The organism is Streptomyces sp. DSM 41931 (assembly GCF_050271085.1).
In the GTDB taxonomy this organism is placed as follows: Bacteria; Actinomycetota; Actinomycetes; order Streptomycetales; family Streptomycetaceae; genus Streptomyces; species Streptomyces albogriseolus.
Map to the genome: position 1 here is coordinate 696,826 of NZ_CP189902.1, position 24,641 is coordinate 721,466.

A 24,641-nucleotide genomic window follows, 5' to 3' on the forward strand; every position below is an offset into this window, starting at 1 on the left:
ACCGCACCGGCCCCGCGTGGGGCAGACTCCCGGCCATGGAGACTGCCTGGTACCTGGGAATACTTGAGCGCGAGGGCCGGTCGCTGGCCGACGCCGCGGAGCAGGCGGGGCCCGACGCCCCCGTCCCCGCCTGCCCGGACTGGCGGGTGCGGGACCTGTTGCGGCACACCGGCGTGGTGCACCGGTGGGCGGCGGGCTTCGTCGCCGACGCCTGCCCGACGCCCCGCCCGATGGAGGAGCATCCGGACCTGGACGGTGCGGAACTGGTCGCCTGGTACCGCGCCTGCCACCGCGCGCTGCTCGACACGCTCCGCGAGGCGGAGCCGGACGTGGAGTGCTGGGCCTTCCTGCCCGGCGCGGTCTCCGGCCCGGGCTTCTGGGCCCGCCGCCAGGCCCACGAGACGGCCGTGCACCGTTACGACGCGGAGGCGGCGCGCGGTGGCGAACCGACGCCGGTCGACACGGACTTCGCGGTGGACGGCGTCGACGAACTGCTGCGCGGCTTCCACGCCCGCCGCAGAAGCCGGGTCCGCACCCCCGAGCCGCGCGTGCTCCGGGTGCGCGCGACGGACGCGGACGCGGTGTGGACGGTAAGGCTGTCGCAGGAGCCGCCGGTGACCACGCGGGACGCGGCCGGGGACGCGGAGTGCGAGGTGTCCGGTCCGGCCGCCGAGCTGTACCTGTCGCTGTGGAACCGGCTCCCGGTACCGGAGGTGACGGGCGACGCGGCGCTCGCGGCGCTGTGGCGGGAGACGTCCGCGATCGTCTGAGGCCGTGGCGCTTGCCCGCCGGCCGTCCGCCTGTTTCACTGCCGGAATGCGTGAGCAGGGGGACCATGAGACGCGCGGGGGCGGCCGGCGCGGCCAGGCCGAGCGGGACGCGATCACCGTCGAGACCGGGTACGCGCTGTGCAGCGCGGCCTTCGCGGCGGCCGTGGTGTTCGGCGCCGTGGCGGGTCCGGCGCTGCTGTTCGCGCTGCCGGGGGCGGTGGAGGCCGTGCTGGTGCGCGCGGGCGGTGTGCTCGCGGGAGTGCTGTTCGCCGTCCGGACCGTGTCCGTCCTGGTGCGGTTCCGGCGGTCGGCTCAGCCCAGCCAGCCCGGCCGTACCAGCCCCGACTCGTAGGCGAGGACGACCAGTTGGGCGCGGTCGCGGGCGCCCAGCTTGACCATGGTGCGGCTGACGTGGGTCTTGGCGGTGAGCGGGCTCACCACCAGGCGGCGGGCGATCTCGTCGTTGGTCAGGCCGAGTCCGACCAGCGCCATCACCTCCCGTTCCCGCTCGGTCAGCTCCGACAGGGCGTCCGCGGCGGCCGGTTCCTTGGAGCGGGCGGCGAACTCGGCGATCAGCCGGCGCGTCACACTGGGCGAGAGCAGGGCGTCGCCGTCGACCACCGCCCGTACCGCGCGCAGCAGTTCGCCGGGCTCGGTGTCCTTCACCAGGAAGCCGGAGGCGCCCGAGCGGATCGCCTCGAAGACGTACTCGTCCAGTTCGAAGGTGGTGAGCATGACCACCTTCACGCCGGCCAGGTCCGGGTCCCCGGTGACGCGGCGGGTCGCGGCGAGGCCGTCCAGTGCGGGCATGCGGATGTCCATCAGCACGACGTCGGGCCGCAGCTCGCGGATCAGGCGCAGGGCCTCCTCGCCGTCGGCCGCCTCCCCGGCCACCCCGATGTCCGGCTGCGCGTCCAGCAAGGCGCGGAATCCCGCCCTGACCAGCGACTGGTCGTCGGCGAGCACCACACGGATCACCGGTCCTCCTCGGAGTCGATCGGCAGGAGGGCGAGCACGCGGAACCCTCCGTCCGGGCGGGTGCCCGCCTCGATGGTGCCACCGAGCGCGGCGGCCCTCTCCCGCATCCCGGCGAGCCCGTTGCCGGTGCCGCCCGCGTCGGCGCCGGTGGCGGGCCCGTCGTCGTCGACCAGCAGCCGCAGCCGCCGCTCGCGCCGTTCGATGTGCACGCGCGCCTCACGGGAGCCGGAGTGCCGTACGACGTTGGTGAGGGCCTCCTGGACGATGCGGAAGGCGGCCAGGTCGGCGCCGGGCGACAGCCGGGGCGGCGCTCCCTCGACGGTGACGGTCAGTCCCGCACTCGCGGCCTGTTCCACCAGTTCGGGCAGCCGGTCGAGGCCGGGCGCGGGGGTGCGCGGGGCGGCGCCGGGGGCGCGCAGGGTGTCGAGCACCTGGCGCACCTCGCCGAGCGCCTCCTTGCTCTTGGCCTTGATGGTGGTGAGCGCGGTGCGGGCCTGTTCCGGATCGCTGTCCAGCAGGGCGAGTCCGACGCCGGCCTGCACGTTGATGACGGAAATGCTGTGCGCGAGCACGTCGTGCAGTTCGCGGGCGATGCGCAGCCGCTCCTCGTCGGCGCGCCGCCGCTCCGCACGGGCCCGCTCGGCCCGCTCGCGCGCCCACTGTTCCCGGCGGACGCGGGCCAGTTCGGACACGGCGAGGAGCGCCACCGCCCAGGTGGCGACGACGATCTCCTCGGTCCAGGGGGCCGCGTCGTCGCCCGGCGGGGGCAGCCACCGGTACAGGACGTGGACGATGAGCAGGTGCCCGGCCCACAGCGCCCCCATCGCCGCCCAGGCCGCGTAGCGCCGCCCCGAGACGACGGCGGTGAAACAGGCCACCGCGACGGTCAGGAGGACGGGCCCGTACGGATATCCGGCCCCGAGGTACAGCAGGACGGCGGCCACCGTGCCGCACAGCACGGCGACGGGATGCCGCCACCGCCACAGCAGCAGCGCACCCGACACGAACAGCAGAACCCGGCCCGGCGGGTCGAGGGCGACCCGCTCGCCCGCCTGGGCGTGGTCGGCGAAGCCGGAGCCGATCAGCACGAAGGCGGTGAGCAGCACGGTGGAGGGCCACGGCCACCGGGCGCGGCCGGCCGGCTCCAGGTCCTCGTCCCGTCCGGCGGCGCGGCGGATCCAGCCGGGCGGGCCGTGCCGCCGCCACCGGGGCGGCCCGCCGGGGCGCCACCGCTCCGGCGGGCCGACGCCGGGCCCACGCTGTTCGTCCATGTCCGCCACGCTAGACGCCGCGTCCGCCCGGTGGCGTCGGCCGGACGGCGTGATCACGTCTACTCCCGGGGAAGTACGCCCGGCCGGGGTGCGGAGCCCAGGGCCTTCCGCTCAGGGGTCGCCCCCGTGCGAGCGCAGCCGGAACCCGGGGCGTCGGCGATCGACGGCCAGGTCGCAGACCTGTGTGCCGGGCCCCGCGACGCCGGAACGATCCGGACGACAGACCTCAGGAGGCGTCGGCCGGCCGCAGCCCCACCGTGCGGGCGAGACCGCCGATCGTGTGGCGGAAGAACGCGTCCCGTTCCTCCACGATCCGGGTGAACTGGCCGAACACCTCGAAGCCGATCAGGCCGAGCAGCTGCGCCCAGACGGCCACGCAGGCCGGCGCCACCGCGGGCGGCAGTCCGGGGACGAAGTCCGCCGCCATGCGCGCGGCCTCCGCCTCCAGGTCCGCCGGAACGGACGGGACGTCGAGCTCCCCGGCCCGGTGGGCGTCGCGGACGACGTCGATGAGGGCGAAGCCGACGCGTGAGGCGGCCGGGACGGTGGTGGCCGGCGCGGCATACCCCGGCACGGGCGAGCCGTAGATCAGCGCGTACTCGTGCGGGTGCGCCAGCGCCCAGCCGCGGACGGCCTCGCACACGGCGGTCCAGCGCTCCCCCGGGGCGGCGCCGGCGGACGCCTTCAGGGCCGCCTCGGCCGCCTCGCCGAGGGAGTCGTAGGCGTCGGTGATGAGAGCGGTCAGCAGGTCGTCACGGCTGGGGAAGTAGCGGTAGATCGCGGAGGAGGCCATGCCGAGCGTTCTGGCCACGGCCCGCAGGGACAGCTCGGCGGCGCCCTGCTCGGCCAGCCGCCGACGCGCCTCCTCCTTGATGGCCGCGGTGATCTCGGTCCTCGCCCGCGCGCGGGCGCCGTGTGGGGTGCTCGTCATGCCGTCAGTGTTCCATGAAAGCAGAGCGGTGCACACAAACGAGAGCACTGCTCTTGCAATGCCACATGGGACACGGCACACTCGAAACGAAGCGAGAGCAGTGCTCACAAAATAGAGCGGCGCTCTCACCGCCTGTCCCGGAGGTCCCGATGCCGTCGTCCACGCCGTACTACCTCACCGCCGGTCCCGTCGCCGCCCGCTTCAACCGGATCGTCGGCCGGCTGGCCCGGTACGGCGTCAGTGTCGCCGGCACCGCGGAGCTGTCCGTCCGCGGCCGCAAGAGCGGGCAGATGCAGCGCATCCCGGTCAACCCGCACACCTACGAGGGGGAGCGGTACCTGGTCTCGGCACGCGGGCACTCCCAGTGGGTGCGCAACATGCGGGCCGCCGGCGGCGGTGAGCTGCGCGTGGGCCGCAAGGTGCGCACCTTCACGGCGGTGGAGATCCCCGACGAGGAGAAGCTGACGGTGCTGCGCACCTACCTGGAGAAGTGGGGCTGGGAGGTCAACCAGTACTTCAAAGGGGTCACCGCCAAGTCCTCCGACGAGGAGATCCTGGCGGCGGCCCCCGACCACCCGGTCTTCCGGATCACGGTCCGGGGCTGACCTCGCCGCCGCCCGCGGGACGCCGGTCCAGCGCCATCAGCGCGCGGTGGGCCATCGGATGGGTGCGGACCAGCTCGCCCAGCGTCGTCGAGCCCCGCGTGATGTCCTTGAACGCCTTCCATGCCGGGCGGAAGCCGGTCAGCACCGCGTGGAAGACGCCCGGCCGCTGCTCGAACGCCGCCAGCATCCGCTTGCCCACGCTCATCTCCACGCCCAGGCCCGCCTTCACGGCGAACGCGTAGTTGAGGGCCTGGCGCCGGGCGTCCACGGCGTCGTGCGCCTCGGCGACGCGCACCGCCCACTCCCCCGCCAGCCGGCCGGAGCGCAGCGCGAAGGAGATGCCCTCGCGGGTCCACGGCTCCAGCAGCCCCGCCGCGTCACCGCAGACCAGCACCCGGCCGCGGGACAGCGGCGAGTCGTCGGCCCGGCAGCGGGTCAGATGCCCGGAGGAGATGGCCGGTTCGAAGCCGGCGAGACCCAGCCGGGCGATGAAATCCTCCAAGTAGCGCTTGGTGGCGGCGCCTTCGCCACGCCGCGAGATGACGCCCACGGTCAACGTGTCGCCCTTGGGGAAGACCCAGCCGTAACTGCCGGGCATCGGGCCCCAGTCGATGAGCACCCTGCCCTTCCAGTCCTCGGCGACCGTCTCCGGCACCGGGATCTCCGCCTCCAGGCCCAGGTCCACCTGGTCCAGCTTCACCCCGACGTGCGCCCCTATGCGGCCGGCGCTGCCGTCGGCGCCGACCACGGCCCGCGCGAGCACCGTCTCGCCGCCCTGGAGGACGACGGCGACCGTGCGCCGGTCCGGCACGGCCGAGCCGTGCTGCTCCACGCGCTGCACGGCGACGCCGGTGCGCAGTTCCGCCCCGGCCTTCTGCGCGTGCTCGACGAGCTGCTGGTCGAACTCCGGCCGGTTGATCAGGCCGAAGAGCATCTGCCGTGAGCGGCGGGTACGGGTGAAGCGGCCGTTGCTGGAGAACGTCACGGCGTGCACCCGGTCCTTGAGCGGCAGCTCGAAGCCGGGCGGCAGCGCGTCACGCGACGGACCGATGATGCCGCCGCCGCAGGTTTTGTAGCGGGGCAGCTCCGCCTTCTCCAGCAGCAGCACGCGCCGCCCCGCGACCGCCGCCGCGTAGGCCGCCGACGCCCCCGCGGGTCCCGCGCCCACCACGACGACGTCCCACACCTGCCGCACGTCGTCCGCCGAAGAGTTGTCGCTGCTCACGATGGTCTGCCGCTCCGTCCACGCCGCCTGCCGCTGCTGTCCTCCCGCATCCTACGGCGGCGGTCGTCACGGTCCGCTGTGGGAGGATCGGCGGCGTGAGTGGCCCTTACATGGGTCACTCACGCACACCGACACGATCATCGCGTACCGAGAAGTACGCATCTGCACAACGTCGCACCCACAAGGAGCGTGCCCATGTCGTCGAATCCGGTCGCCGTGACCGTCGCCTCACTGATGCCCAGGGCGAAGGAGGAGCTCACCCAGCTGGTGGCCTTCAAGTCGGTGGCGGACTTCGACCAGTTCCCCCGCGAGGAGAGCGAGGCCGCGGCCCGCTGGATCGCCGACGCGCTCACCGCCGAGGGCTTCCAGGACGTGGCCCTGCTCGACACCCCGGACGGCACCCAGTCGGTCTACGGCTTCCTGCCCGGCCCGGAGGGCGCGAAGACCGTGCTGCTGTACGCGCACTACGACGTGCAGCCGCCGCTGGACGAGGCCGGCTGGACCACGCCGCCGTTCGAGCTGACCGAGCGCGACGGCCGCTGGTACGGGCGCGGCGCCGCCGACTGCAAGGGCGGGGTCATCATGCACCTGCTGGCGCTGCGCGCCCTGAAGGCGAACGGCGGCGTGCCGGTCCACGTCAAGATCATCGTGGAGGGCTCGGAGGAGCAGGGCACCGGCGGCCTGGAGCGGTACGCCGAGGAGCACCCGGACCTGCTCACCGCCGACACCGTCGTCATCGGCGACGCGGGCAACTTCCGCGCCGGCCTGCCGACCGTCACCACCACCCTGCGCGGCATGACGCTGGTGCGGGTGCGCATCGACACCCTGGAAGGCAACCTGCACTCCGGGCAGTTCGGAGGGGCCGCGCCCGACGCGCTGGCCGCGCTGGTGCGGGTGCTGGACTCGCTGCGCGCCGAGGACGGCAGCACGACCGTGGACGGGCTGACCGGCGACAGCGTGTGGCAGGGCATCCAGTACGACGAAGAGCAGTTCCGCAAGGACGCCAAGGTGCTGGACGGGGTGGAGCTGATCGGCTCCGGCACGGTCGCCGACCGCATCTGGGCCCGCCCCGCGGTCACCGTGCTCGGCATCGACTGCCCGCCGGTGGTCGGCGCCACGCCGTCCGTGCAGGCGAGCGCACGGGGGCTGCTCAGCCTGCGGGTGCCGCCGGGTGTGGACGCGGCGAAGGCGACCGAACTGCTGCGCGCGCACGTGGAATCGCACACGCCGTGGGGCGCGCGGGTCACCGTCGAGCAGATCGGCCAGGGCCAGGCGTTCCGCGCCGACCCGGCCAGCCCGGCGTACCAGGCCATGGCGGACGCGATGGCGGTCGCCTACCCGGGCGAGGAGATGCAGTACGCGGGCCAGGGCGGTTCGATCCCGCTGTGCAACACGCTCGCCGCCCTCTACCCGAAGGCGGAGATCCTGCTGATCGGGCTGAGCGAGCCGGAGGCGCAGATCCACGCGGTGAACGAGAGCGTGTCCCCCGACGAGCTGGAGCGGCTGTCGGTCGCGGAGGCGCTGTTCCTGCGCAACTACGCGGGCGGGGCGGCCTGATCGGGCCGCTCACTGTCGAGGGCGAGGCCCCGCTCGGATGGGCGGGGCCTCCGCCGTGCGGGCGTGGGAGCGGACATCGAGGCTGCCCGGCTCGGCCGTCCGCTGCGCAGGCGTGACGCGCCCCGGGCACGGCGACGCGGCACGCGGGCGGAAAGCCCGTCCGCCTGGCCACGGCGACAACGGCGCCCCCGCCGCACGCGAGTCGCAGGCGCACCGCAGGGGCACGTCGGCCCCCGGGCCGTAAGTCCCCCTCACACGTGCGAAATGCGCCACGGCCACGGCGACGGGGCGTGAAGGCGGCAGCCCCGCCCGCCTCGGCCACGGTGACGCTCACGGGGCGCGCGAGTCGCGGAAGCACCGCAGAGGCACCACGGCCCCAGGGCCGTGAGTCCCCTCACCCCACCGGCACTCCGCCCTCCAGGTACATCGCCCGGCCGCGTTCACGGGCCCGCAGCGCCCGCCGCAGGCGTTCGTAGCGGACGGGCGGCAGCAGGTGCGCCGCCTCCGCCTCGGAGGCGAAGCGCCAGGCCCGCAGTTCGGGGCCGGGCAGCAGCATGCGGCCGGCGTCCTCGGAGTCGAGGCGGCCGCCGTCGAACAGCAGCCGGAGTCCGCCGAAGGCGGGCGGCGCGGGCGGCTCCCAGTCCACGACGAGGAGGGCCGGCACGTCGTCGAGCCGTATGCCGGTCTCCTCCGCGACCTCCCGCATGCCGGCCCGCGCCGGGGCCTCACCGCGTTCGACGACCCCGCCGGGGAACTCCCAGCCGGCCTTGTAGGTCGGGTCGACGAGCAGCACCCGGTCCTGCTCGTCGAAGAGCAGCACCCCCGCGGCGACGGTCTCCGCCGTCGGCTCGGGCGTCTGCACGATGTCACAGGCGGGCACCTCTCCGCTGCCGACCGCCTCGGCGATGCGGCGGGCGGTGTCGCGCGGGGTGAGGCAGCCGCTGTCGATCGGATAGGCGTCGGCCGTGAGCCACGCGGCGAGCGCCGCCTTGAACGGCTCGATCCGGTCGTACGACCACTGCCGGACCCGCATCTCCCCGTCGGGGAGGTCGTCCGGGACCTCCCGGCCGGCTATCCGCTCGCGCAGGATCGTTTCGGCCGGGGCGAGCAGGACATGCCGGACCGGTATGCGCCGGGCGGCGAGGCCGCCGAAGATCTCGTCGCGGTACTCCTGGCGCAGCAGGGTCATGGGGACCACCAGGGTCCCGCCGAGCTCGGCGAGCATCGCGGCCGCGGTGTCGATCACGAGGCGTCGCCAGATCGGGAGGTCCTGGAAGTCGCCGACCTCGGCGAGGTGCTTGGGCGGGAGCAGCTGGTCCAGTGCTCCGCCGATGACCTCGGGGTCGAAGAGCGTGCTGTTCGGGATCAGCTCGATCAGTTCGCGCGCGGTGGAGGTCTTCCCCGCACCGTACGCCCCGTTGATCCAGACGATCACGGTTCCCCCTCTTCTGTTGGCCCCCTGAGGCTTGCCCGTTCCACCCTGCCACGGAAACCAGATCACGGTGAGAACACGTGACGGCGGCGCCGGCACCCCGTCACGGAGGGGTGCCGGCGCCGCCGTCGACGCCGCGTGGGGCCGTCAGGCGTTGCCGTCCCGGTCGACGTCCAGCTCCAGCGTGTTGTTCTCCGCGACCATGCGGTCGAGGGAGCCGACCGTGTCCTCGACGTCGAGCGCGCCGAGAGCGGGGGTGTCGGTGAGCGCGTGTGACGGAGTGACGGCCGCGACGACGAAACCGGTGGCCAGGGAGGCGATGGCGAGCATGCTGCGCTTCTTCATGCCCGGCTCAACTGCGGAACCCCCCGTCTGGTCACGCCCGCCTCCGAACGAGCCCCCTGCGGGCCTTGACCGAGCATGCCCGCGCGCCCGGCCGAGTCCGGCCGGACCCCTCGCACCCCCGCGCCCGCCAGGTTTGGACGGGCCCCCCGCCGGGCTCCGACGCGCCCCTGGCAAGGCCCGGACGAACCTCCGACCGGACTCGGACGAGCCCCGACCAGGCCCCGACGCATCCCCGGCCACACCCGCACGAAGCCCCGCCGGACCACTCATCTCCCCACGACCGCCGGGACCGGACGTGGGTCCCGGTGGAGCTGACCGCGTCCCCGGGCGGACTCGGCCGAGCCCGGCCGGACCCCTCACACCCCCGCCACCGCCGCATCCGTGCGGCTGATCAGCGCCGCCGCTGCCGCCCCCACCAGGCCCGCGTCGGTGCCCGTCCGGGCCGGGACGACCGCGAGGCGCTGTACGAAGGACAGCGTGGCGTACTCGGTCAGCGCCTTCCGCAGCGGCGCGAACAGCACCTCTCCCGCCTTGCCCACGCCGCCGCCGATCACCGCGATGTCGATCTCGACGAGCGTCGCCGTGGCCGCGATGCCCGCGGCGAGGGCCCTGGCCGCCCGCTCGAAGGAGGCCACGGCGACCGGGTCGCCGGCGCGGGCGGCGGCGGCCACCGCAGCGGCGGAGGTGTCACCGTCCGGAGCGGGCCGCCAGCCGTTCTCCAGCGCGCGCCGGGCGATGTTGGGACCGCTCGCGATCCGCTCCACGCAGCCGCGCGCGCCGCACGGGCACGGGTCGCCGTCGAGGTCCACGCTGATGTGGCCGATGTGCCCGGCGTTGCCGGTGGGTCCGGGGTGCAGCCGCCCGCCGAGCACCAGGCCGCCGCCGACCCCCGTGGAGACGACCATGCACAGCGCGTTGTCGTGGCCGCGTGCGGCGCCCTGCCAGTGTTCGGCGGCCGTGATGGCGACCCCGTCGCCGATCAGCTCGACGGGCAGGCCGCCGGCCGCGTCCCGCACCTTGGCGACCAGCGGGTAGTCGCGCCACCCGGGGACGTTGACCGGGCTCACCGTGCCGGCGGAGGCGTCGACGGGGCCCGCGCTGCCGATGCCGACCGCGCCCGCGCGCTCCCAGAGGGGGGACGCGGTGAGGCCGCCGATCACCTCCTCGACGGCCGCCATGACGGTGTCACCGTCCTCCCGTGCGGGGGTCGGCCGCTGGGCGCGGGCCAGGATCCGGCCCTCACGGTCCACCAGCGCGCCGGCGATCTTGGTGCCGCCGATGTCGAGCGCAGCCACGAGGTCGGTGTGCATCAGAGTCGGATCTCCCCGTCAACCATCGGAAACCATCAGAGAACACGCTGGGAGCGGCCATGCGCGACCAGGAGGCAACACATGGAGCACGGGCAACGGCCCGGTCGGGCGGTGAGGTGCGGGCCGAAGTGTGCGTCGGACAGTGTCCCCCGAGCCTGACAACGTTGTCCAGGCTCTATGCTCGACGCCACATCCTCATACAAGCCCATGGACTCACGCATCCCCGTGGCCGACAGGACAGGACACCGCAACGTGCCGGAGACGACCCGCCGCACCGACCGCTTCCCAGGGACCCGCTACGGCAACCGTCCGACGATGAAGGACGTGGCCGCCCGCGCCGGAGTGGGCCTGAAGACGGTCTCCCGTGTGGTGAACGGCGAGCCGGGCGTGACGCCGGAGACCGAGAGGCGGGTGCAGGAGGCGATCGAGGCGCTCGGCTTCCGCCGCAACGACAGCGCGCGGGTGCTGCGCAAGGGCCGTACGGCCAGCATCGGCCTGGTCCTGGAGGACCTCGCGGACCCGTTCTACGGCCCGCTGAGCCGGGCGGTGGAAGAGGTGGCCCGCGCCCACGGTGCGTTGCTGATCAACGGGTCGAGCGCGGAGGACGCCGACCGTGAGCAGGAGCTGGTGCTGGCGCTGTGCGCCCGCCGGGTGGACGGCCTGGTGGTGATCCCGGCCGGCGACGACCACCGCTATCTGGAGCCGGAGATCAAGGCAGGCGTCGCCACGGTGTTCGTGGACCGGCCGGCCGGGCACATCGACGCCGACGTGGTGGTGTCGGACAACTTCGGGGGCGCGCGCGACGGCGTGCGCCATCTGATCGCGCACGGGCACCGCAGGATCGGCTTCATCGGCGACATGCCCCGCATCCACACGGCGGCCGAACGGCTGCGCGGCTACCGCACCGCCATGGAGGACGCGGGAATACCGGTGGCGGACGCATGGATGTCGCTGGGCGTCACGGACCCCGAGCGGGTCCGCCGGGCCGCGCAGGAGATGCTCACCGGACCCGAGCCGGTCACCGCGATCTTCACCGGCAACAACCGGGTGACGGTCACGGTGATCCGGGTGCTGGCCGGACACGCCCGTCCGGTCGCCCTGGTCGGCTTCGACGACATCGAGCTGGCCGACCTGCTGCAGCCCGGTGTCACGGTCGTCGCGCAGGACGCCGCCGCCCTCGGCCGGACCGCCGCCGAGCGGCTGTTCCGCCAGCTGGACGGGACGCTGATCGCCCCGGAGCGCATCGAGCTGCCGACCCGGCTGATCACCCGCGGCTCGGGCGAGCTGCCCCCGGCGGACTGAGCGGGGCGATGCCGATGGAGGACCGTACGCTGCGGGCGCTGGGGCTGGACGTGGTGCCGCGCGAGCATCCGCTGGAGTATCCGGGCGCCTGGCCGCGCGAGTCGGGGCTGCTCGACGGGGACCGGCTGCTGCCGCTGGACCGGTGGGCGTTCGAGGACCGGGTGCCGGTGATCTCGATCGGCTCCAACGCCTGCCCCGCGCAACTGCGCCACAAGCTGGCCGAGTCGGGGATCACCTCCCCGCTGCCCATGGTGCGGGCCCGGGTGTCGGGCATCGGCATCGGCGTCTCGGCGCACGTGAGCCTCACGGGCTACGTCTCCAACTCCCCCGTGGCGACGCCGAAGCGGGTGAGCGAGCTGTTCGTGCTCTGGCTGGACGCCCGGCAGCTCACGGTGATCGACGCGAGCGAGGGCGTCCCGCTGCCGCACGGCAACTTCCGCCGCGCCTGGCTTCCCGCGCCCGACGTCCGCGTCGAACTCCCCGACGGCAGCACGCTCCCCGGCGCGTACGCCTACGTCAACCGCCGGGGCGTCCTCCACGACGGCGCCGGCGCCCCCCGCACCCACCCGGGCCAACGCCCTCTCCTGACCGGCCTCCTGTCCACACTCCCCCGCCTGCGGGACCTGTTCGGCACCACACCGGAAGCCTTCTCCGCCCGAGCGCGCGCGGACCGCGGACTCTGCGAGAAGGGGACACGGCTGTTCGCGGAGGAGGGGCTGGTGACGGCGGGGGGCCTGGAGCGGTACGTGACCCCGCACGGGGCCGGCGCTCCGGGCACCTTGCCCGGTGCGGGGCGCCGGCGCTACGCCGGGTTCGTCGCCGGCTCCGCCGGCGCGTGGTCGGGTTCGTAGCGGAGCAGGTCGCCCGGCTGGCAGTCCAGCACCTCGCACAGCGCGGCGAGCGTCGTGAAGCGGACCGCCTTCGCCCGGCCGTTCTTCAGGACGGCCAGGTTCGCCGGGGTGATGCCGACGCGTTCGGCGAGTTCACCCACGGACATCTTGCGCCGGGCGAGCATCACGTCGATGTCGACGGCGATCGGCATCAGATCACCTCGGCCAGCTCGGCCCGCATCCGCGACGCCTCCAGCTCCCGTGCCACGGCCTGGGCCAGCAGCATCCGCAGGACGAGGACGACGAGCGCGATGCCCACGATCGCGAGGCCGACCCCGCCCACCAGGAGCACCACACCGGGCGCGACGGCCTCCCCCGGCGCCAGCAGCGCGCCGAGCGTGAAGACCATCAGGGCCGCGGCGACGAACGCGCCGATCACGATGTGGACGTAGCGGAAGGCGGCGTAGGAGAAGACCGTGCCGCGCCGGGCCATGGTCACCAGCCGCCAGACGCAGATCAGCACGGTCTGGGCCGCCAGCACGGTGAGGACCACGATGACCAGGAGCGGCGTCCGCAGCGGGGCGTACCGCTCGCCGAGCCCGTCCAGGTCGCCCGCCAGCAGCGGCACCATCACCGTCTGCACCGCCAGGGAGCCCGCCAGCAGCACCGCGATCACCGCGCGCAGCGCGAGCACGGTCACGTGTCCCATCGCCTCTCCTCCACTCGAAGTACGATGGGAATCTATCGATTTTCGATAGACACCGCAATCGCCGCCGGAGGACGAGCGTCCCTGCCGTCACGACGCCGGGACCGTCACACCCCGCGTCGCGGCGAGGCGAACGCCTCCAGGTCCGCACGCCCCAGCCCGGTCGCGCGGGACACCTCCGCGTCGTCCAGGGCGCCGCAGTCGAGGCCGCGCAGCAGATACCCGGCGAGGGCCTTGGCGGTGGCGGGCTCGTCCATCACGTCGCCCCCGGTCCGCTCGGCGTACCGGGAGAGCCGGACGGCGGCCTGCTCGAAGCCCTCCCGGTAGAAGGCGAAGACGGCGGCGTAGCGGGTGGGGAGGTGGCCGGGGTGCATGTCCCAGCCCTGGTAGTAGGCGCGGGCGAGGGCGCGGCGGACGAGGCCGTGGTGCAGCCGCCAGGCGTCGTGGACCTGCGCGGTGGGGCCGACCGGGAGCACGTTGGTGGAGCCGTCGGAGAGCCGCACCCCGGTGCCGGCGGCGGCGACCTGCATGACGGCCTTGGCGTAGTCGGCGGCGGGATGGTCGCAGGACTGGTACGCGGCCGGGACGCCGAGGCAGGCGCTGTAGTCGAAGGTGCCGTAGTGCAGCCCGGTGGCGCGGCCGTCGGCGGCCTGGATCATGCGGGCGACGGTCGCGGTGCCGTCGGCGGCGAGGATGGACTGACTGGTCTCGATCTGGATCTCGAACCCGATGCGGCCGGGTGCGAGGCCCCAGGTCTTCTCGAAGACGTCGAGCAGCCGTGCCAGGGCGGCGACCTGCTCGGCGTAGGTGACCTTGGGGAGGGTGAGGACGAGTCCGTCGGGCAGTCCGCCGGCCTGGAGCAGACCGGTGAGGAAGATGTCGAGGGTGCGGATGCCGCGGTCGCGTACGGCCGCCTCCATGCACTTCATGCGGATGCCGGTCCAGGGGGCCGCGGTGGCCGCCGTGCCGTGCGCGGAGGCCTCGGCGACCAGCCGGGCGGCGCAGGCGGCGGTCTCGTCCTCCTCGGCGTCAGGACGGTGGCCGTAGCCGTCCTCGAAGTCGACGCGCAGGTCCTCGACCGGTTCGCGCTCCAGCTTGGCGCGGACCCGGGCGTACACGTCCTCGGCGAGGGCGCCGTCGAGGCCGAGGACGGCGCCGAAGGACGCGGCGTCGGGTGCGTGCTCGTCCAGTGCCGCGAGGGCCTGGTCGCCCCAGGCGCGCACGGTGCCGGCGGTGAACCGGTCGCCGGGGACGTACACGGTGTGGACGGGCCGGCGGGTGCCCGGGTCGCCGGGATACAGGCGCTCCAGTGCGGCGTCGACCGGTGCGAGGGAGGCGCCGATCTCCTCGGCGACGGCGCCCGCGAGACTCGTCGCCACCCGCTCCTGCCGGTCCTGGCCCATGCCACCCTCCCAGACGTCCGCGGCCCTGATCCCGCCGTCGCGTTTCCGCGCTACGGATTCAACAATTCGTTGAAGGACGGTATCCGGCGGTCTCCGTGCCGGTCAACACCGTCCTACGGGCCGGCCCGCCCCGCCACCGCGCCCGGCGCGGGACGACGAGGCCCCCGCGACCGGTGCGGTCGCGGGGGCCTCGGACGGTTCCGGGGTGATCAGCCCTTGCGGGCCTTGACCTCCTCGGTCAGCTGCGGGACGACGTCGAACAGGTCGCCGACGACGCCGAAGTCGACCAGCTCGAAGATCGGGGCCTCGGCGTCCTTGTTGACGGCCACGATGGTCTTCGAGGTCTGCATGCCCGCGCGGTGCTGGATCGCGCCGGAGATGCCGTTGGCGATGTACAGCTGCGGGGAGACCGACTTGCCGGTCTGGCCGACCTGGTTGGTGTGCGGGTACCAGCCGGCGTCGACGGCGGCACGCGAGGCGCCGACGGCCGCGCCGAGCGAGTCGGCGAGCGCCTCGATGATCGCGAAGTTCTCCGCGCCGTTGACACCGCGGCCGCCGGAGACGACGATCGCGGCCTCGGTGAGCTCCGGACGGCCGGTCGACTCACGCGGCGTGCGGCCGGTGACCTTGGTGCCGGTCGCCTGCTCGGAGAAGGTGACGCTCAGGGACTCGACCGCGCCGGCGGCCGGGGCGGCCTCCACGGCGGCCGAGTTCGGCTTGACCGTGATGACCGGGGTGCCCTTGGAGACGCGGGACTTGGTGGTGTAGCTGGCGGCGAACACCGACTGGGTGGCCACCGGACCCTCGTCGCCGGCCTCCAGGTCGACGGCGTCGGTGATGACGCCCGATCCCAGACGCAGCGCCAGACGGGCGGCGATCTCCTTGCCCTCGGCGGAGGACGGGACCAGCACGGCGGCCGGGGAGACGGCCTCGTGGGCGGCCTGGAGGGCGTCCACCTTCGGCACGACCAGGTAGTCGGCGTACTCGGCGGCCTCGTGGGTGAGGACCTTGACCGCGCCGTGCTCGGCGAGCGTGGCGGCGGTGTCGCCGGCGCCGCTGCCCAGCGCCACGGCGACCGGCTCGCCGATGCGGCGGGCGAGGGTCAGCAGCTCCAGGGTCGGCTTGCGGACGGCGCCGTCCACGTGGTCGACGTAGACGAGAACTTCAGCCATGGGACTTCTTCTCTCCTGCTTGCGAAGTATGAGGGGCGGGAAGCGAGCCGTGCCTTGCGGCTCAGATGAACTTCTGGCTCGCGAGGAACTCGGCGAGCTGCTTGCCGCCCTCGCCCTCGTCCTTGACGATCGTGCCCGCGGTACGGGCCGGACGCTCGGACGCCGACTCCACCGTGGTGTAGGCGTTCTCCAGGCCGACCTCGTCCGCGTCGATGTCGAGGTCGGAGAGGTCCCAGGACTCCACCGGCTTCTTCTTGGCCGCCATGATGCCCTTGAAGGAGGGGTAACGCGCCTCGCCCGACTGGTCGGTGACCGACACGACCGCGGGGAGGGACGCCTCGAGCTGCTCGGAGGCGGCGTCGCCGTCACGTCGGCCGGTGACCTTGCCGTCCTCGACGTTCACCTCGGACAGGAGCGTCACCTGCGGCACGCCGAGGCGCTCCGCGAGCAGCGCAGGGACGACGCCCATGGTGCCGTCGGTGGAGGCCATGCCGGAGACGACCAGGTCGTAACCCGCCTTCTCGACGGCCTTGGCCAGGACCAGGGAGGTGCCGATGGCGTCCGTGCCGTGCAGGTCGTCGTCCTCGACGTGGATGGCCTTGTCGGCGCCCATGGACAGCGCCTTGCGCAGCGCGTCCTTGGCGTCCTCGGGACCCACGGTCAGGACGGTGACCTCCACGTCGTCGTCCGAGTTCTCCGCGATCTGCAGCGCCTGCTCGACCGCGTACTCGTCCAGCTCGGAGAGCAGACCGTCCACGTCGTCACGGTCGACGGTCAGGTCATCGGCGAAGTGCCGGTCGCCAGTGGCGTCGGGCACGTACTTCACAGTGACAACGATCCTCAAGCTCACGCCGGCTCTCCTACTGCATCGTCATTTCTGGCTGCCTGCCTGCAGGCAGCATAGGCGCCTCAAGCGGGCGGTCCCGGTCGGGGCGACCCACGCTCCGATCGAAATATTACTCGTCAGTACACTCAGTTCCTGCCCGCTAAGCAAGCGCTTTGAACTGTGACCTTCGCAACGCAGCGTAACCGGAACTCCTCCGGTCCGCGACCGAGGTCCCCGCGTCTCAGCCGGGCAGCCCGCTGAAGCGTCCCTGGTGGTAGACGAGGGGACGGCCGTGCCCCGTGGGGTCGCCGAGCAGCACCTCGGCCACCACGATCCGGTGATCGCCCGCGGGCACCCGCGCCACCACCCGGCACACCATCCAGGCGGGCACGCCGTCCAGCACCGGCACCCCCTCCGGCCCCTCCCGCCATTCCGTGCCCGGACCGAAGCGGTCGGCGCCCCGGCGCGCGAACGTGGCCGCGAGGTCCTGCTGGTGCTCGCCCAGCAGATGCACGCCGACATGGCCGGTGTCCGCTATCGCGGGCCAGCTGGAACCGCCCGTGGACACGCCGAACGACAGCATGGGCGGCTCCGCGGACACGGAGGCGAGGGAGGTGGCGGTGAAGCCGACCGGACCGGAACGGCCGCGCGCCGTGACCACCGCGACCCCCGCCGGGTGCCGGCGGAAGACGGAGCGCAGCAGGTCGGGCGAGGCGGGCCGGGCGGCGCCGAGGTCGGACGTTGCCGTCATGAAACAGTCCTTCTGGGAGGGGTCACGAGCGGGTGCGCGGCTGCTCACCGGCCCGGCCGGAACGCACGCGGGGCGCGGGCGTCGGCCGGGAGGGGGCCGGGTACCCGACGGCGGCGAAGGAGTCCCGACGACCCCGCCGACTTGATGTCAGGCTGACGACAACGAGCGCGCGGCGTCAAGTGGGCCCCTGCGGATGGGAGATGTCTCACCATGATCGCAACGGCCGTCACAGCGCCGCGCCCAGGGCGGCGATCACGTCGGCCTTGCGCGGCTGTCCGGCCGCGCGCCGCACGACCCGGCCGTCCGCGTCGAGGACCAGCACGGTCGGGGTGCGCTCGACGCCCAGCCGCCGTACGAGGTCCAGGCGGGCCTCGGCGTCGATCTCGACGTGGGTCACGCCCGGGACCATGTCCGCGACCTCGCCCAGCACCCGGCGGGTGGCCCGGCACGGCGCGCAGAAGGCGCTGGAGAACTGCACGAGCGTGGCGCGTGCGCCCATCTCCGCGCCGAGTTCGGCCGCGAGACCGGGCCGCGCCCCGCCGTCGCCGGACCGTCCCGTGTCGTCACTGCCTCGCACTCGCCGCTCCCGCCCTGGATGTCACTCCCGAACCACCCCCAGCGTCCCAGGGGCCGCGAACATTCCCGCCCGCACCGCAAAACCCGAGGTGAATCGGTGGAACGTGACGAGAATCTCCGCCTCTCACCGGCACCGGGGCTGGTTCACCGGCCGTTCTTGGGGCAGCATCAGCGACAGGCCGTAAACCTACGGCTGCGTAACTTCGACTGGGAGCGCCCCGTCCCAGGCAGAGAAGGAAGGGTTCCGACCCGCCCATGGCAGAACTTGTCTACCGGCCAGTGATCGGCTTCGCCCGCACCTTGTTCAAGGTCTGGGACCTCAAGATCGATTGCCAGGGGTCGGAGAACATCCCGCGCTCGGGCGGCGCCGTGCTGGTGAGCAACCACATCAGCTATCTCGACTTCGTGTTCAACGGACTGGCGGCGCTTCCGCAGAAGCGGCTCGTCCGCTTCATGGCCAAGGAGTCGGTGTTCCGGCACCGTGTCTCCGGCCCGCTGATGCGCGGCATGAAGCACATCCCGGTCGACCGCACGCAGGGCGAGGCCGCGTACGAGCACGCGCTGCGCTCCCTGCGGTCCGGCGAGATCGTGGGCGTCTTCCCCGAGGCGACGATCTCCCAGTCGTTCACGCTGAAGAGCTTCAAGTCCGGTGCCGCGCGCATGGCCCAGGAGGCGGGCGTCCCGCTGATCCCGATGGCCGTGTGGGGCACGCAGCGGCTGTGGACCAAGGGCCACCCGCGCAACTTCAAGCGCAGCCACACCCCGGTCACGATTCGCGTGGGCGAGGCCGTCGAGGCGTCCAAGGACAAGTACGCGGGCGCGATCACCCGTCAGCTGCGCGAGCGGGTGCAGGAGCTGCTGGAGGCGGCGCAGCGGGCGTACCCGGTGCGGCCGAAGAGCCAGGACGACACCTGGTGGATGCCGGCCCACCTCGGCGGCACGGCGCCCACCCCGGAGCAGGTCCGCGAGACAGAGGCCCGCTGAGCCGTCTCTTCCCAGGTCCCGGGCAGCCGTGCGGAGCACGCGCCCGGGACCTGCCGCGTTCCCGGGGCGTGGCGCGTGGGCTTCCGGCCGCGTCGACCGCTGACCGGACGTCAGAGTTCGGTGGGAAGCGTCCGCCAGAGGTGCGCCCGGTCGGGGGCGTTCCGGAGGGCGTGCAGGACGGCCGGGTGCGGGGCGGCGTACAGGACCGGGTGGTCCCTCTCGCCGTTCGAGGGGTCGGGGGTGAAGGCCAGCCGCTCGCCGTCGAGGGAGAAGCGCGCGTCCACCCCGGGCTTGTTGCCGCGCGGGTCCTGGCGGTGCCAGGCGCCGTGGAAGCGCACGGCGACCAGACCGTGCACCACGCCGAGGTGCTGGTAGCAGAGCGCGGTCGGGATGTCCTCGGCGCGCAGCAGGGCGGCCAGGGCGTGGGCCTTCGCGTAGCAGACGCCGGTGCCCTGCTCCAGCACGTCGGAGGCGCGCCAGGTCACGCGGGGGTCGTCGGCGTCCTGCGAGTGCGTGATGCGGTCGCGCACGTACGAGAAGGCCGACCGCGCATACTCATACGAGTCGCGGACGTCGGCGGCCAGGCGTGCGGACACCTCCCGGACCAGCGGATGGTGATGGTCGATCGCCTCGTCGGCGGCCAAGTAGGCGGAGAGGTCCGGGTTTTCCTGGATGAGCTGCATGGTGCCGGAGCATAGGTATGCGACCGCCCGAGAGTCAATGACTTTTCGGTCGGCCGCATATCTATGCATAGCCTGGGATCCGGCGCGTCAGCGGGCCATCTCCTCCTTGAGAGCGGCCACGAACCGGTCCACGTCGTCCTCGGTGGTGTCGAAGGCGCACATCCAGCGGACGTCGCCCGCCGCCTCGTCCCAGAAGTAGAAGCGGAACCGCTTCTGCAGCCGCTCGCTCACGTCGTGCGGAAGCCGCGCGAACACGGCGTTGGCCTGCACCGGGTAGAGGATCTCCACGCCGTGCACCGCGCGCACGCCCTCGGCGAGGCGCTGGGCCATCTCGTTGGCGTGCCGGGCGTTGCGCAGCCACAGGTCCCGGGCGAGCAGGGCCTCCAACTGCACCGACACGAAGCGCATCTTGGAGGCGAGCTGCATGGACAGCTTGCGCAGGTGCTTCATGTGCTTGATCCCGTCCGGGTCCAGCACCACGACCGCCTCGCCGAACAGCGCGCCGTTCTTGGTGCCGCCCAGCGAGAGCAGGTCGACGCCCACCGCGTTGGTGAAGGTGCGCAGCGGCACGTCCAGCGTGGCGGCGGCGTTGGCCAGCCGGGATCCGTCGACGTGCACCTTCATGCCGTGCGCGTGCGCGTGTTCGCAGATCGCGCGGATCTCGTCGGGGGTGTACACCGTGCCCAGCTCGGTCGCCTGGGCCAGGGAGACGACCTGCGGCATGGCCCGGTGCTCGTCGTCCCAGCCGTACGCCTGCCGGTCGATGAGCTCCGGGGTGAGCTTGCCGTCCGGGGTGGGCACGGTGAGCAGCTTGATGCCGCCGACCCGCTCCGGGGCGCCGCCCTCGTCCACGTTGATGTGGGCGCTCTCCGCACAGATCACCGCGCCCCACCGGTCGGTGACCGCCTGGAGCGCCACCACGTTGGCGCCGGTGCCGTTGAAGACCGGGAAGGCCTCGGCGGTGGACCCGAAGTGGCTCCGGATCACCTGCTGGAGGTTCTCGGTGTACGCGTCCTCGCCGTAGGCGACCTGGTGCCCGCCGTTGGCGAGGGCCAGGGCGGCGAGCACCTCCGGGTGGGCGCCGGCGTAGTTGTCGCTGGCGAAACCGCGGACCTCCGGGTCGTGATGACGACGCGCGTCGGTCCGCGGCGGGTTCACGGCTTCTCGGTCAGCCACAGACGTTTTCCGTTCACTTCCGCGGCGGGCTGGTCCCAGACGCCGACGATGGACTCGGCCAGGTCCTTGACGTCCGTGAAGCCCGCGAACTTCGCGTTGGGGCGGTCGGCGCGCATCGCGTCGTGCACCAACGCCTTCACCACCAGGATGGCAGCAGCCGACGTCGGCCCCTGCTCGCCCCCGGCCTTGCGGAAGTAGTCGGCCATGGCCAGCGTCCACGCCTCGGCGGCCGCCTTGCCGGCCGCGTACGCGGCGTTGCCGGCGGTCGGCTTCGTCGCGCCGGCGGCGCTGATGAGGACGTACCGGCCGCGGTCGCTGCGCTGGAGCGCCTCGTGGAAGGCGAGCGTGGTGTGCTGCACGGTGCGCACCAGCAGCAGCTCCAGGAAGTCCCAGTCGTCCAGGCTGGTCTTGGTGAACGTCTCGCTGCCGCGCCAGCCGCCGACGAGGTGGACCAGGCCGTCGACGCGGCCGAACTCCTTCTCGGTGCGGGCGGCCCAGTCGCGGGTCGACTCCAGGTCGAGCAGGTCGACCGTCTCACCGGTGACGGTGGCGCCTCCGTGCGCGTACCGCGCCGCGTCCACGGCCGCCGCCAGCCGCTCCGGATCGTTGTCCGAGCCGACGACGACGGCCCCCGCCTCGGCGAGCCTGAGCAGAGCCGCGCGTCCCGCGGGCCCGCCCGCGCCGGCCACCGCGATCACCGCGCCTTCGAGCGCCCCGTTCCCCATGGTTCTCGCCTCCTGAGCAGTGTTGTGGACGAGATCGCTCACGCGGCGACCCGCTCGGCGCCGTCCGCCGTGATGCCCTTGGTCGAGGCGATCACGTTCTTCAGCTTCTTGGACAGGGCCTCATAGAACATGCTCAGCGGAAACTCGTCCGGAAGCACGTCATCGACGAGTTTCCGCGGCGGCAGCGACAGGTCGAGGGCCTCGGGGCCCTTGGCCCACTTGGAGCCGGGGTGCGGGGAGAGGTACCGGGAGACCAGCTCGTAGCCGGCGAACCAGTGGACGAGCTTGGGGCGGTCGATGCCGTCGCGGTAGAGGGTCTCGATCTCCGCGCACAGCTCGTTGGTGACCTGCGGGGCGCGCTCCCAGTCGATGGAGAGCTTGTTGTCGGTCCAGCGGACGACATCGTGCTTGTGCAGGTAGGCGAAGAGCAGCTGGCCGCCGAGGCCGTCGTAGTTGCGCACCCGCTCGCCGGTGACCGGGAAGCGGAACATGCGGTCGAAGATGACCGCGATCTGCACGTCACGGGCCTGCGGCACGCCCTCGCCCGCGAGCTTCACGGCCTCCTTGAAGGCGGTGAGGTCGCAGCGCAGTTCCTCCAGGCCGTACATCCAGAACGGCTGGCGCTGCTTGATCATGAACGGGTCGAACGGCAGGTCGCCGTGGCTGTGCGTGCGGTCGTGGATCATGTCCCACAGGACGAACGCCTCTTCGCAGCGCTTCTGGTCGTGGACCATGGCGGCGACGTCCTCGGGCAGTTCGAGGCCCAGGATGTCGACGGCGGCCTCGGTGACCCGACGGAAGCGGGCGGCCTCGCGGTCGCAGAAGATGGCGCCCCAGGTGAAGCGCTCGGGGGCCTCGCGCACGGCGATGGTCTCGGGGAAGAGGACCGCGGAGTTGGTGTCGTAGCCCGCGGTGAAGTCCTCGAAGGTGATGCCGCAGAACAGCGGGTTGTCGTAGCGGGTGCGCTCCAGCTCGGCGAGCCAGCCGGGCCAGACCATGCGGAACACGACCGCCTCGAGGTTGCGGTCCGGGTTGCCGTTCTGCGTGTACATCGGGAAGACGACCAGGTGCTGGAGGCCGTCCTCGCGGTGCGCGGCGGGCTGGAAGGCCAGCAGCGAGTCGAGGAAGTCGGGCACCTCGAAGCCGCCCTCGGCCCAGCGGGCCAGGTCCTTGCCCAGGGCCTCGTGGTACGCACGGTCGTGCGGGAGCAGCGGGGACAGTTCGCCGACCGCGCCGATCACGGTGTGCACGGCGTGCTCCGCGTCGGCGCGCGACGGAGCGCCCTCGGCCTCGAAGTCGATCGAGCCGTCCTTGGACTGCCAGGGCCGGATCCGCTCCACGGCATCCTTGAGCACGGGCCATGCCGGGTGCTCCACCACCCTGGTCGTCGAAGGAACCCGCTCCCCCGAAGCCTGCTGCACAAGAATTTCCGTCATGTCCCATCCTCCACAGGAGAACCTTGCGTACGCCTGACCGTATACACAGGGCGTTTCTCCCAGCAAGGGGCACCTCAGGAAATTATCCTGCCCTACCCGGGTCGTCGCCGCATTTTTTCCTGTCCGTTACCCCGTCCGACGGCGCTCCATGCGTTCCGGGTTCAGCCTCTGGACGCGGGGGGCAGAGGCGATACGGTCCCAGAGGGCCGTAGGGACGCGGCCCCCCGCCGCCGTCGACGGAAGCGAGTCGGATCTTGAACTTCCTCACCATCGGTCACCGCGGAGTCATGGGCGTCGAGCCCGAGAACACCCTTCGGTCCTTCGTCGCCGCCCAGGAGGCCGGGCTCGACGTCATCGAACTGGATCTGCATCTGAGCAAGGACGGCGCGCTCGTGGTGATGCACGACGCGCGCGTGGACCGCACCACGGACGGCACGGGCGCCATCGCCGACAAGACCCTCGACGAACTGCGCGCCCTGGACGCCGGGCGCGGCGAGCGCGTCCCCCTGTTCGTGGAGGTGCTGGACGCGGTCCGGACACCGCTGCAGGCGGAGATCAAGGACGTCCGGGCGGCCCGGGCGCTGGCCGAGGTGATGAACGACCGGGGGCTGGCGGACCGCGTGGAGGTCGCGTCGTTCCACGACGAGGCGATCGCCGAGATCGCCCGGCTGGTGCCCGGGGTGCGCACGGCGCTCGTGGCGGGACGCTACGGCACGGACGTGGTGGACCGGGCGGTGGCCGTCGGCGCCTCGCGGCTGTGCCTCAACATCCGCCGGATCACCCTGGAGGTCGTGGAGCACGCCCGCAAGGCGGACCTGTCGGTGTTCGGCTGGGTGGTCAACACCCAGGACCACCTGCGGCTGGTGCGGGCGCTGGAGCTGGACGGGGCGACCACCGACTACCCGGAGATCAAACGCACCGGCCGCTTCACGGCGTGAGCGGCCGGACGCCGTACGACGGTCAGACCAGCTCCTTGACCAGCAGCTCGAACGCCAGGTCGTCGCGCTGCGGGATGCCGAAGCGCTCGTCGCCGTACGGGAACGGAGTGGTCCGTCCCGTACGGCGGTAGCCGCGCCGCTCGTACCAGGCGATCAGGTCCTCGCGCACGGTGATCACCGTCATGTGCATCTCGGTCACGCCCCAGCTCTCGCGGGCCTGCCGCTCCGCCTCCGCGATGACCGCCCGGCCGAGCCCCGCGCCCTGGAGGGCGGGGCTGACCGCGAACATCCCGAAGTAGGCGTGGTCACCGCGGTGCTCGAGCTGGCAGCAGGCCACGATCCGGCCCTCGCGCTCCACGGTGAGCAGCCGGCTGTCCGGCGCCTCGACGACCTCCAGCACGCCCTCGGGGTCGGTCCGCTGCCCCTGCAGGATGTCCGCCTCGGTGGTCCACCCCGCGCGGCTGGACTCCCCCCGGTAGGCCGACTCGATCAGCTCGACGAGGGCGTCCACGTCGGCGTCGGTGGCATCACGGAAGGTCAGTGCGGCGTCGGCGGCGGTTCCCATGGAGCGGTTCCTCGATTCGTGCGTGTGTCGTACGACGTGGCCGGGACGGGCCGAGGTTAACGCGCCGCTCCCGGCCCCCGAAGGGGCGGTCCACCCTCCGGACGGCGGGTCGGCGGCGGCGTCCGGCCACTCCCCCTAGGCTCG

At 73.0% G+C, this 24,641-nt stretch carries 27 protein-coding genes; 8 read left to right on the forward strand and 19 right to left on the reverse strand.

The genetic code is table 11. The features are described 5' to 3' along the window. Window positions 1-35: 35 nt before the first annotated feature. Both ACP7TJ_RS03275 and ACP7TJ_RS03280 read left to right on the forward strand, forming a co-directional pair. On the forward strand, window positions 36-770 hold the full coding sequence (locus ACP7TJ_RS03275) for a maleylpyruvate isomerase family mycothiol-dependent enzyme (RefSeq protein WP_189910395.1): 735 nt from the start codon (window positions 36-38) through the stop codon (window positions 768-770). Between the two features lie 46 nt (window positions 771-816). Further along, complete coding sequence (locus ACP7TJ_RS03280) at window positions 817-1,122, forward strand: DUF6332 family protein (RefSeq protein ID WP_266395161.1); 306 nt, start codon at window positions 817-819, stop codon at window positions 1,120-1,122. Here ACP7TJ_RS03280 and ACP7TJ_RS03285 read toward each other — a convergent pair. The 3 genes from ACP7TJ_RS03285 to ACP7TJ_RS03295 form a co-directional block, all read right to left on the reverse strand. Further along, window positions 1,083-1,748 (reverse strand): response regulator, encoded by a 666-nt coding sequence (locus ACP7TJ_RS03285; protein WP_093765550.1) that lies wholly within the window; start codon window positions 1,746-1,748, stop codon window positions 1,083-1,085. The two genes, ACP7TJ_RS03280 and ACP7TJ_RS03285, sit on opposite strands and share 40 nt — an antisense overlap. Further along, window positions 1,745-3,019, reverse strand: coding sequence for a sensor histidine kinase (locus ACP7TJ_RS03290; protein ID WP_427762028.1), 1,275 nt, complete (start codon window positions 3,017-3,019; stop codon window positions 1,745-1,747). The genes ACP7TJ_RS03285 and ACP7TJ_RS03290 overlap by 4 nt, the downstream gene beginning before the upstream one ends. A gap of 226 nt (window positions 3,020-3,245) precedes the next feature. After that, on the reverse strand, window positions 3,246-3,950 hold the full coding sequence (locus ACP7TJ_RS03295; protein WP_189910392.1) for a TetR/AcrR family transcriptional regulator: 705 nt from the start codon (window positions 3,948-3,950) through the stop codon (window positions 3,246-3,248). A 149-nt stretch (window positions 3,951-4,099) separates the two neighbouring features. On the opposite strand from ACP7TJ_RS03295, the gene ACP7TJ_RS03300 reads away from it, so the two are divergent. Next, window positions 4,100-4,555 carry a nitroreductase family deazaflavin-dependent oxidoreductase gene (locus ACP7TJ_RS03300; protein WP_367548608.1) on the forward strand — a complete coding sequence of 152 codons (456 nt, stop codon included), beginning with the start codon at window positions 4,100-4,102 and terminating at the stop codon, window positions 4,553-4,555. On the opposite strand, the gene ACP7TJ_RS03305 is transcribed toward ACP7TJ_RS03300, so the two are convergent. After that, window positions 4,539-5,780, reverse strand: a complete 1,242-nt coding sequence (locus ACP7TJ_RS03305; RefSeq protein ID WP_376725046.1) for a geranylgeranyl reductase family protein — start codon at window positions 5,778-5,780, stop codon at window positions 4,539-4,541. The genes ACP7TJ_RS03300 and ACP7TJ_RS03305 overlap by 17 nt on opposite strands. 195 nt (window positions 5,781-5,975) lie before the next feature. Here ACP7TJ_RS03305 and ACP7TJ_RS03310 point away from each other — a divergent pair, with 195 nt between their 5' ends. After that, window positions 5,976-7,337 (forward strand): dipeptidase, encoded by a 1,362-nt coding sequence (locus tag ACP7TJ_RS03310; protein ID WP_404715740.1) that lies wholly within the window; start codon window positions 5,976-5,978, stop codon window positions 7,335-7,337. A 394-nt stretch (window positions 7,338-7,731) separates the two neighbouring features. Here the strand turns inward: ACP7TJ_RS03310 and ACP7TJ_RS03315 are convergent, their stop codons facing one another. From ACP7TJ_RS03315 to ACP7TJ_RS03325, 3 genes are all read right to left on the reverse strand, one after another. Then, window positions 7,732-8,772 (reverse strand): NUDIX hydrolase, encoded by a 1,041-nt coding sequence (locus ACP7TJ_RS03315; RefSeq protein ID WP_093765555.1) that lies wholly within the window; start codon window positions 8,770-8,772, stop codon window positions 7,732-7,734. A gap of 144 nt (window positions 8,773-8,916) precedes the next feature. Further along, window positions 8,917-9,114, reverse strand: a complete 198-nt coding sequence (locus ACP7TJ_RS03320; protein WP_167742404.1) for a hypothetical protein — start codon at window positions 9,112-9,114, stop codon at window positions 8,917-8,919. A 356-nt stretch (window positions 9,115-9,470) separates the two neighbouring features. Next, entirely contained in the window at window positions 9,471-10,424 is a 954-nt protein-coding gene (locus ACP7TJ_RS03325; protein WP_093765557.1) for an ROK family protein, read from the reverse strand. Window positions 10,425-10,631: 207 nt separating this feature from the next. On the opposite strand from ACP7TJ_RS03325, the gene ACP7TJ_RS03330 reads away from it, so the two are divergent. Both ACP7TJ_RS03330 and ACP7TJ_RS03335 read left to right on the forward strand, forming a co-directional pair. Beyond that, window positions 10,632-11,726, forward strand: a complete 1,095-nt coding sequence (locus ACP7TJ_RS03330) for a LacI family DNA-binding transcriptional regulator (protein WP_176710717.1) — start codon at window positions 10,632-10,634, stop codon at window positions 11,724-11,726. A gap of 14 nt (window positions 11,727-11,740) precedes the next feature. Beyond that, window positions 11,741-12,577, forward strand: a complete 837-nt coding sequence (locus ACP7TJ_RS03335) for a hypothetical protein (RefSeq protein ID WP_246532048.1) — start codon at window positions 11,741-11,743, stop codon at window positions 12,575-12,577. On the opposite strand, the gene ACP7TJ_RS03340 is transcribed toward ACP7TJ_RS03335, so the two are convergent. The 7 genes from ACP7TJ_RS03340 to ACP7TJ_RS03370 all read right to left on the reverse strand — a co-directional run bounded on the left by ACP7TJ_RS03340 (window position 12,529) and on the right by ACP7TJ_RS03370 (window position 17,991). After that, window positions 12,529-12,768 carry a helix-turn-helix domain-containing protein gene (locus ACP7TJ_RS03340; protein WP_093765559.1) on the reverse strand — a complete coding sequence of 80 codons (240 nt, stop codon included), beginning with the start codon at window positions 12,766-12,768 and terminating at the stop codon, window positions 12,529-12,531. The two genes, ACP7TJ_RS03335 and ACP7TJ_RS03340, sit on opposite strands and share 49 nt — an antisense overlap. Further along, entirely contained in the window at window positions 12,768-13,265 is a 498-nt protein-coding gene (locus ACP7TJ_RS03345) for a DUF2975 domain-containing protein (protein WP_093765560.1), read from the reverse strand. Before ACP7TJ_RS03345 ends, ACP7TJ_RS03340 begins: the two co-directional genes overlap by 1 nt. Window positions 13,266-13,369: 104 nt before the next feature. Then, complete coding sequence (locus ACP7TJ_RS03350; RefSeq protein WP_427762034.1) at window positions 13,370-14,665, reverse strand: DUF6986 family protein; 1,296 nt, start codon at window positions 14,663-14,665, stop codon at window positions 13,370-13,372. Between the two features lie 209 nt (window positions 14,666-14,874). Beyond that, complete coding sequence (locus tag ACP7TJ_RS03355; protein WP_093765562.1) at window positions 14,875-15,837, reverse strand: electron transfer flavoprotein subunit alpha/FixB family protein; 963 nt, start codon at window positions 15,835-15,837, stop codon at window positions 14,875-14,877. 61 nt (window positions 15,838-15,898) lie between these two features. Beyond that, entirely contained in the window at window positions 15,899-16,687 is a 789-nt protein-coding gene (locus ACP7TJ_RS03360) for an electron transfer flavoprotein subunit beta/FixA family protein (RefSeq protein ID WP_093765563.1), read from the reverse strand. Between the two features lie 217 nt (window positions 16,688-16,904). Further along, window positions 16,905-17,414 (reverse strand): flavin reductase family protein, encoded by a 510-nt coding sequence (locus ACP7TJ_RS03365; protein ID WP_093765564.1) that lies wholly within the window; start codon window positions 17,412-17,414, stop codon window positions 16,905-16,907. 226 nt (window positions 17,415-17,640) lie between these two features. Beyond that, window positions 17,641-17,991 (reverse strand): TlpA family protein disulfide reductase, encoded by a 351-nt coding sequence (locus tag ACP7TJ_RS03370; RefSeq protein ID WP_189910387.1) that lies wholly within the window; start codon window positions 17,989-17,991, stop codon window positions 17,641-17,643. A gap of 254 nt (window positions 17,992-18,245) precedes the next feature. Between ACP7TJ_RS03370 and ACP7TJ_RS03375 the strand changes: the two genes are divergently transcribed. Continuing rightward, on the forward strand, window positions 18,246-18,974 hold the full coding sequence (locus tag ACP7TJ_RS03375) for a lysophospholipid acyltransferase family protein (RefSeq protein ID WP_093765565.1): 729 nt from the start codon (window positions 18,246-18,248) through the stop codon (window positions 18,972-18,974). Window positions 18,975-19,084: 110 nt separating this feature from the next. Here the strand turns inward: ACP7TJ_RS03375 and ACP7TJ_RS03380 are convergent, their stop codons facing one another. The 4 genes from ACP7TJ_RS03380 to ACP7TJ_RS03395 form a co-directional block, all read right to left on the reverse strand. Then, window positions 19,085-19,657 (reverse strand): transglutaminase domain-containing protein, encoded by a 573-nt coding sequence (locus ACP7TJ_RS03380; RefSeq protein WP_386000627.1) that lies wholly within the window; start codon window positions 19,655-19,657, stop codon window positions 19,085-19,087. A gap of 87 nt (window positions 19,658-19,744) precedes the next feature. After that, a complete protein-coding gene (locus ACP7TJ_RS03385; RefSeq protein WP_386000742.1) occupies window positions 19,745-20,815 on the reverse strand; it encodes a threonine aldolase family protein in 1,071 nt (356 codons plus the stop codon). Further along, a complete protein-coding gene (locus ACP7TJ_RS03390) occupies window positions 20,812-21,558 on the reverse strand; it encodes an SDR family NAD(P)-dependent oxidoreductase (protein WP_093765568.1) in 747 nt (248 codons plus the stop codon). Before ACP7TJ_RS03390 ends, ACP7TJ_RS03385 begins: the two co-directional genes overlap by 4 nt. A 38-nt stretch (window positions 21,559-21,596) precedes the next feature. Continuing rightward, window positions 21,597-22,994: a DUF6421 family protein gene (locus tag ACP7TJ_RS03395; protein WP_167742409.1), complete on the reverse strand. Its 1,398-nt coding sequence runs from the start codon at window positions 22,992-22,994 to the stop codon at window positions 21,597-21,599. A gap of 254 nt (window positions 22,995-23,248) precedes the next feature. On the opposite strand from ACP7TJ_RS03395, the gene ACP7TJ_RS03400 reads away from it, so the two are divergent. Then, window positions 23,249-23,932, forward strand: coding sequence for a glycerophosphodiester phosphodiesterase (locus tag ACP7TJ_RS03400; RefSeq protein WP_189910385.1), 684 nt, complete (start codon window positions 23,249-23,251; stop codon window positions 23,930-23,932). A 22-nt stretch (window positions 23,933-23,954) separates the two neighbouring features. Here ACP7TJ_RS03400 and ACP7TJ_RS03405 read toward each other — a convergent pair whose 3' ends face one another. After that, window positions 23,955-24,497, reverse strand: a complete 543-nt coding sequence (locus tag ACP7TJ_RS03405) for a GNAT family N-acetyltransferase (protein WP_093765571.1) — start codon at window positions 24,495-24,497, stop codon at window positions 23,955-23,957. Window positions 24,498-24,641: the final 144 nt, after the last annotated feature.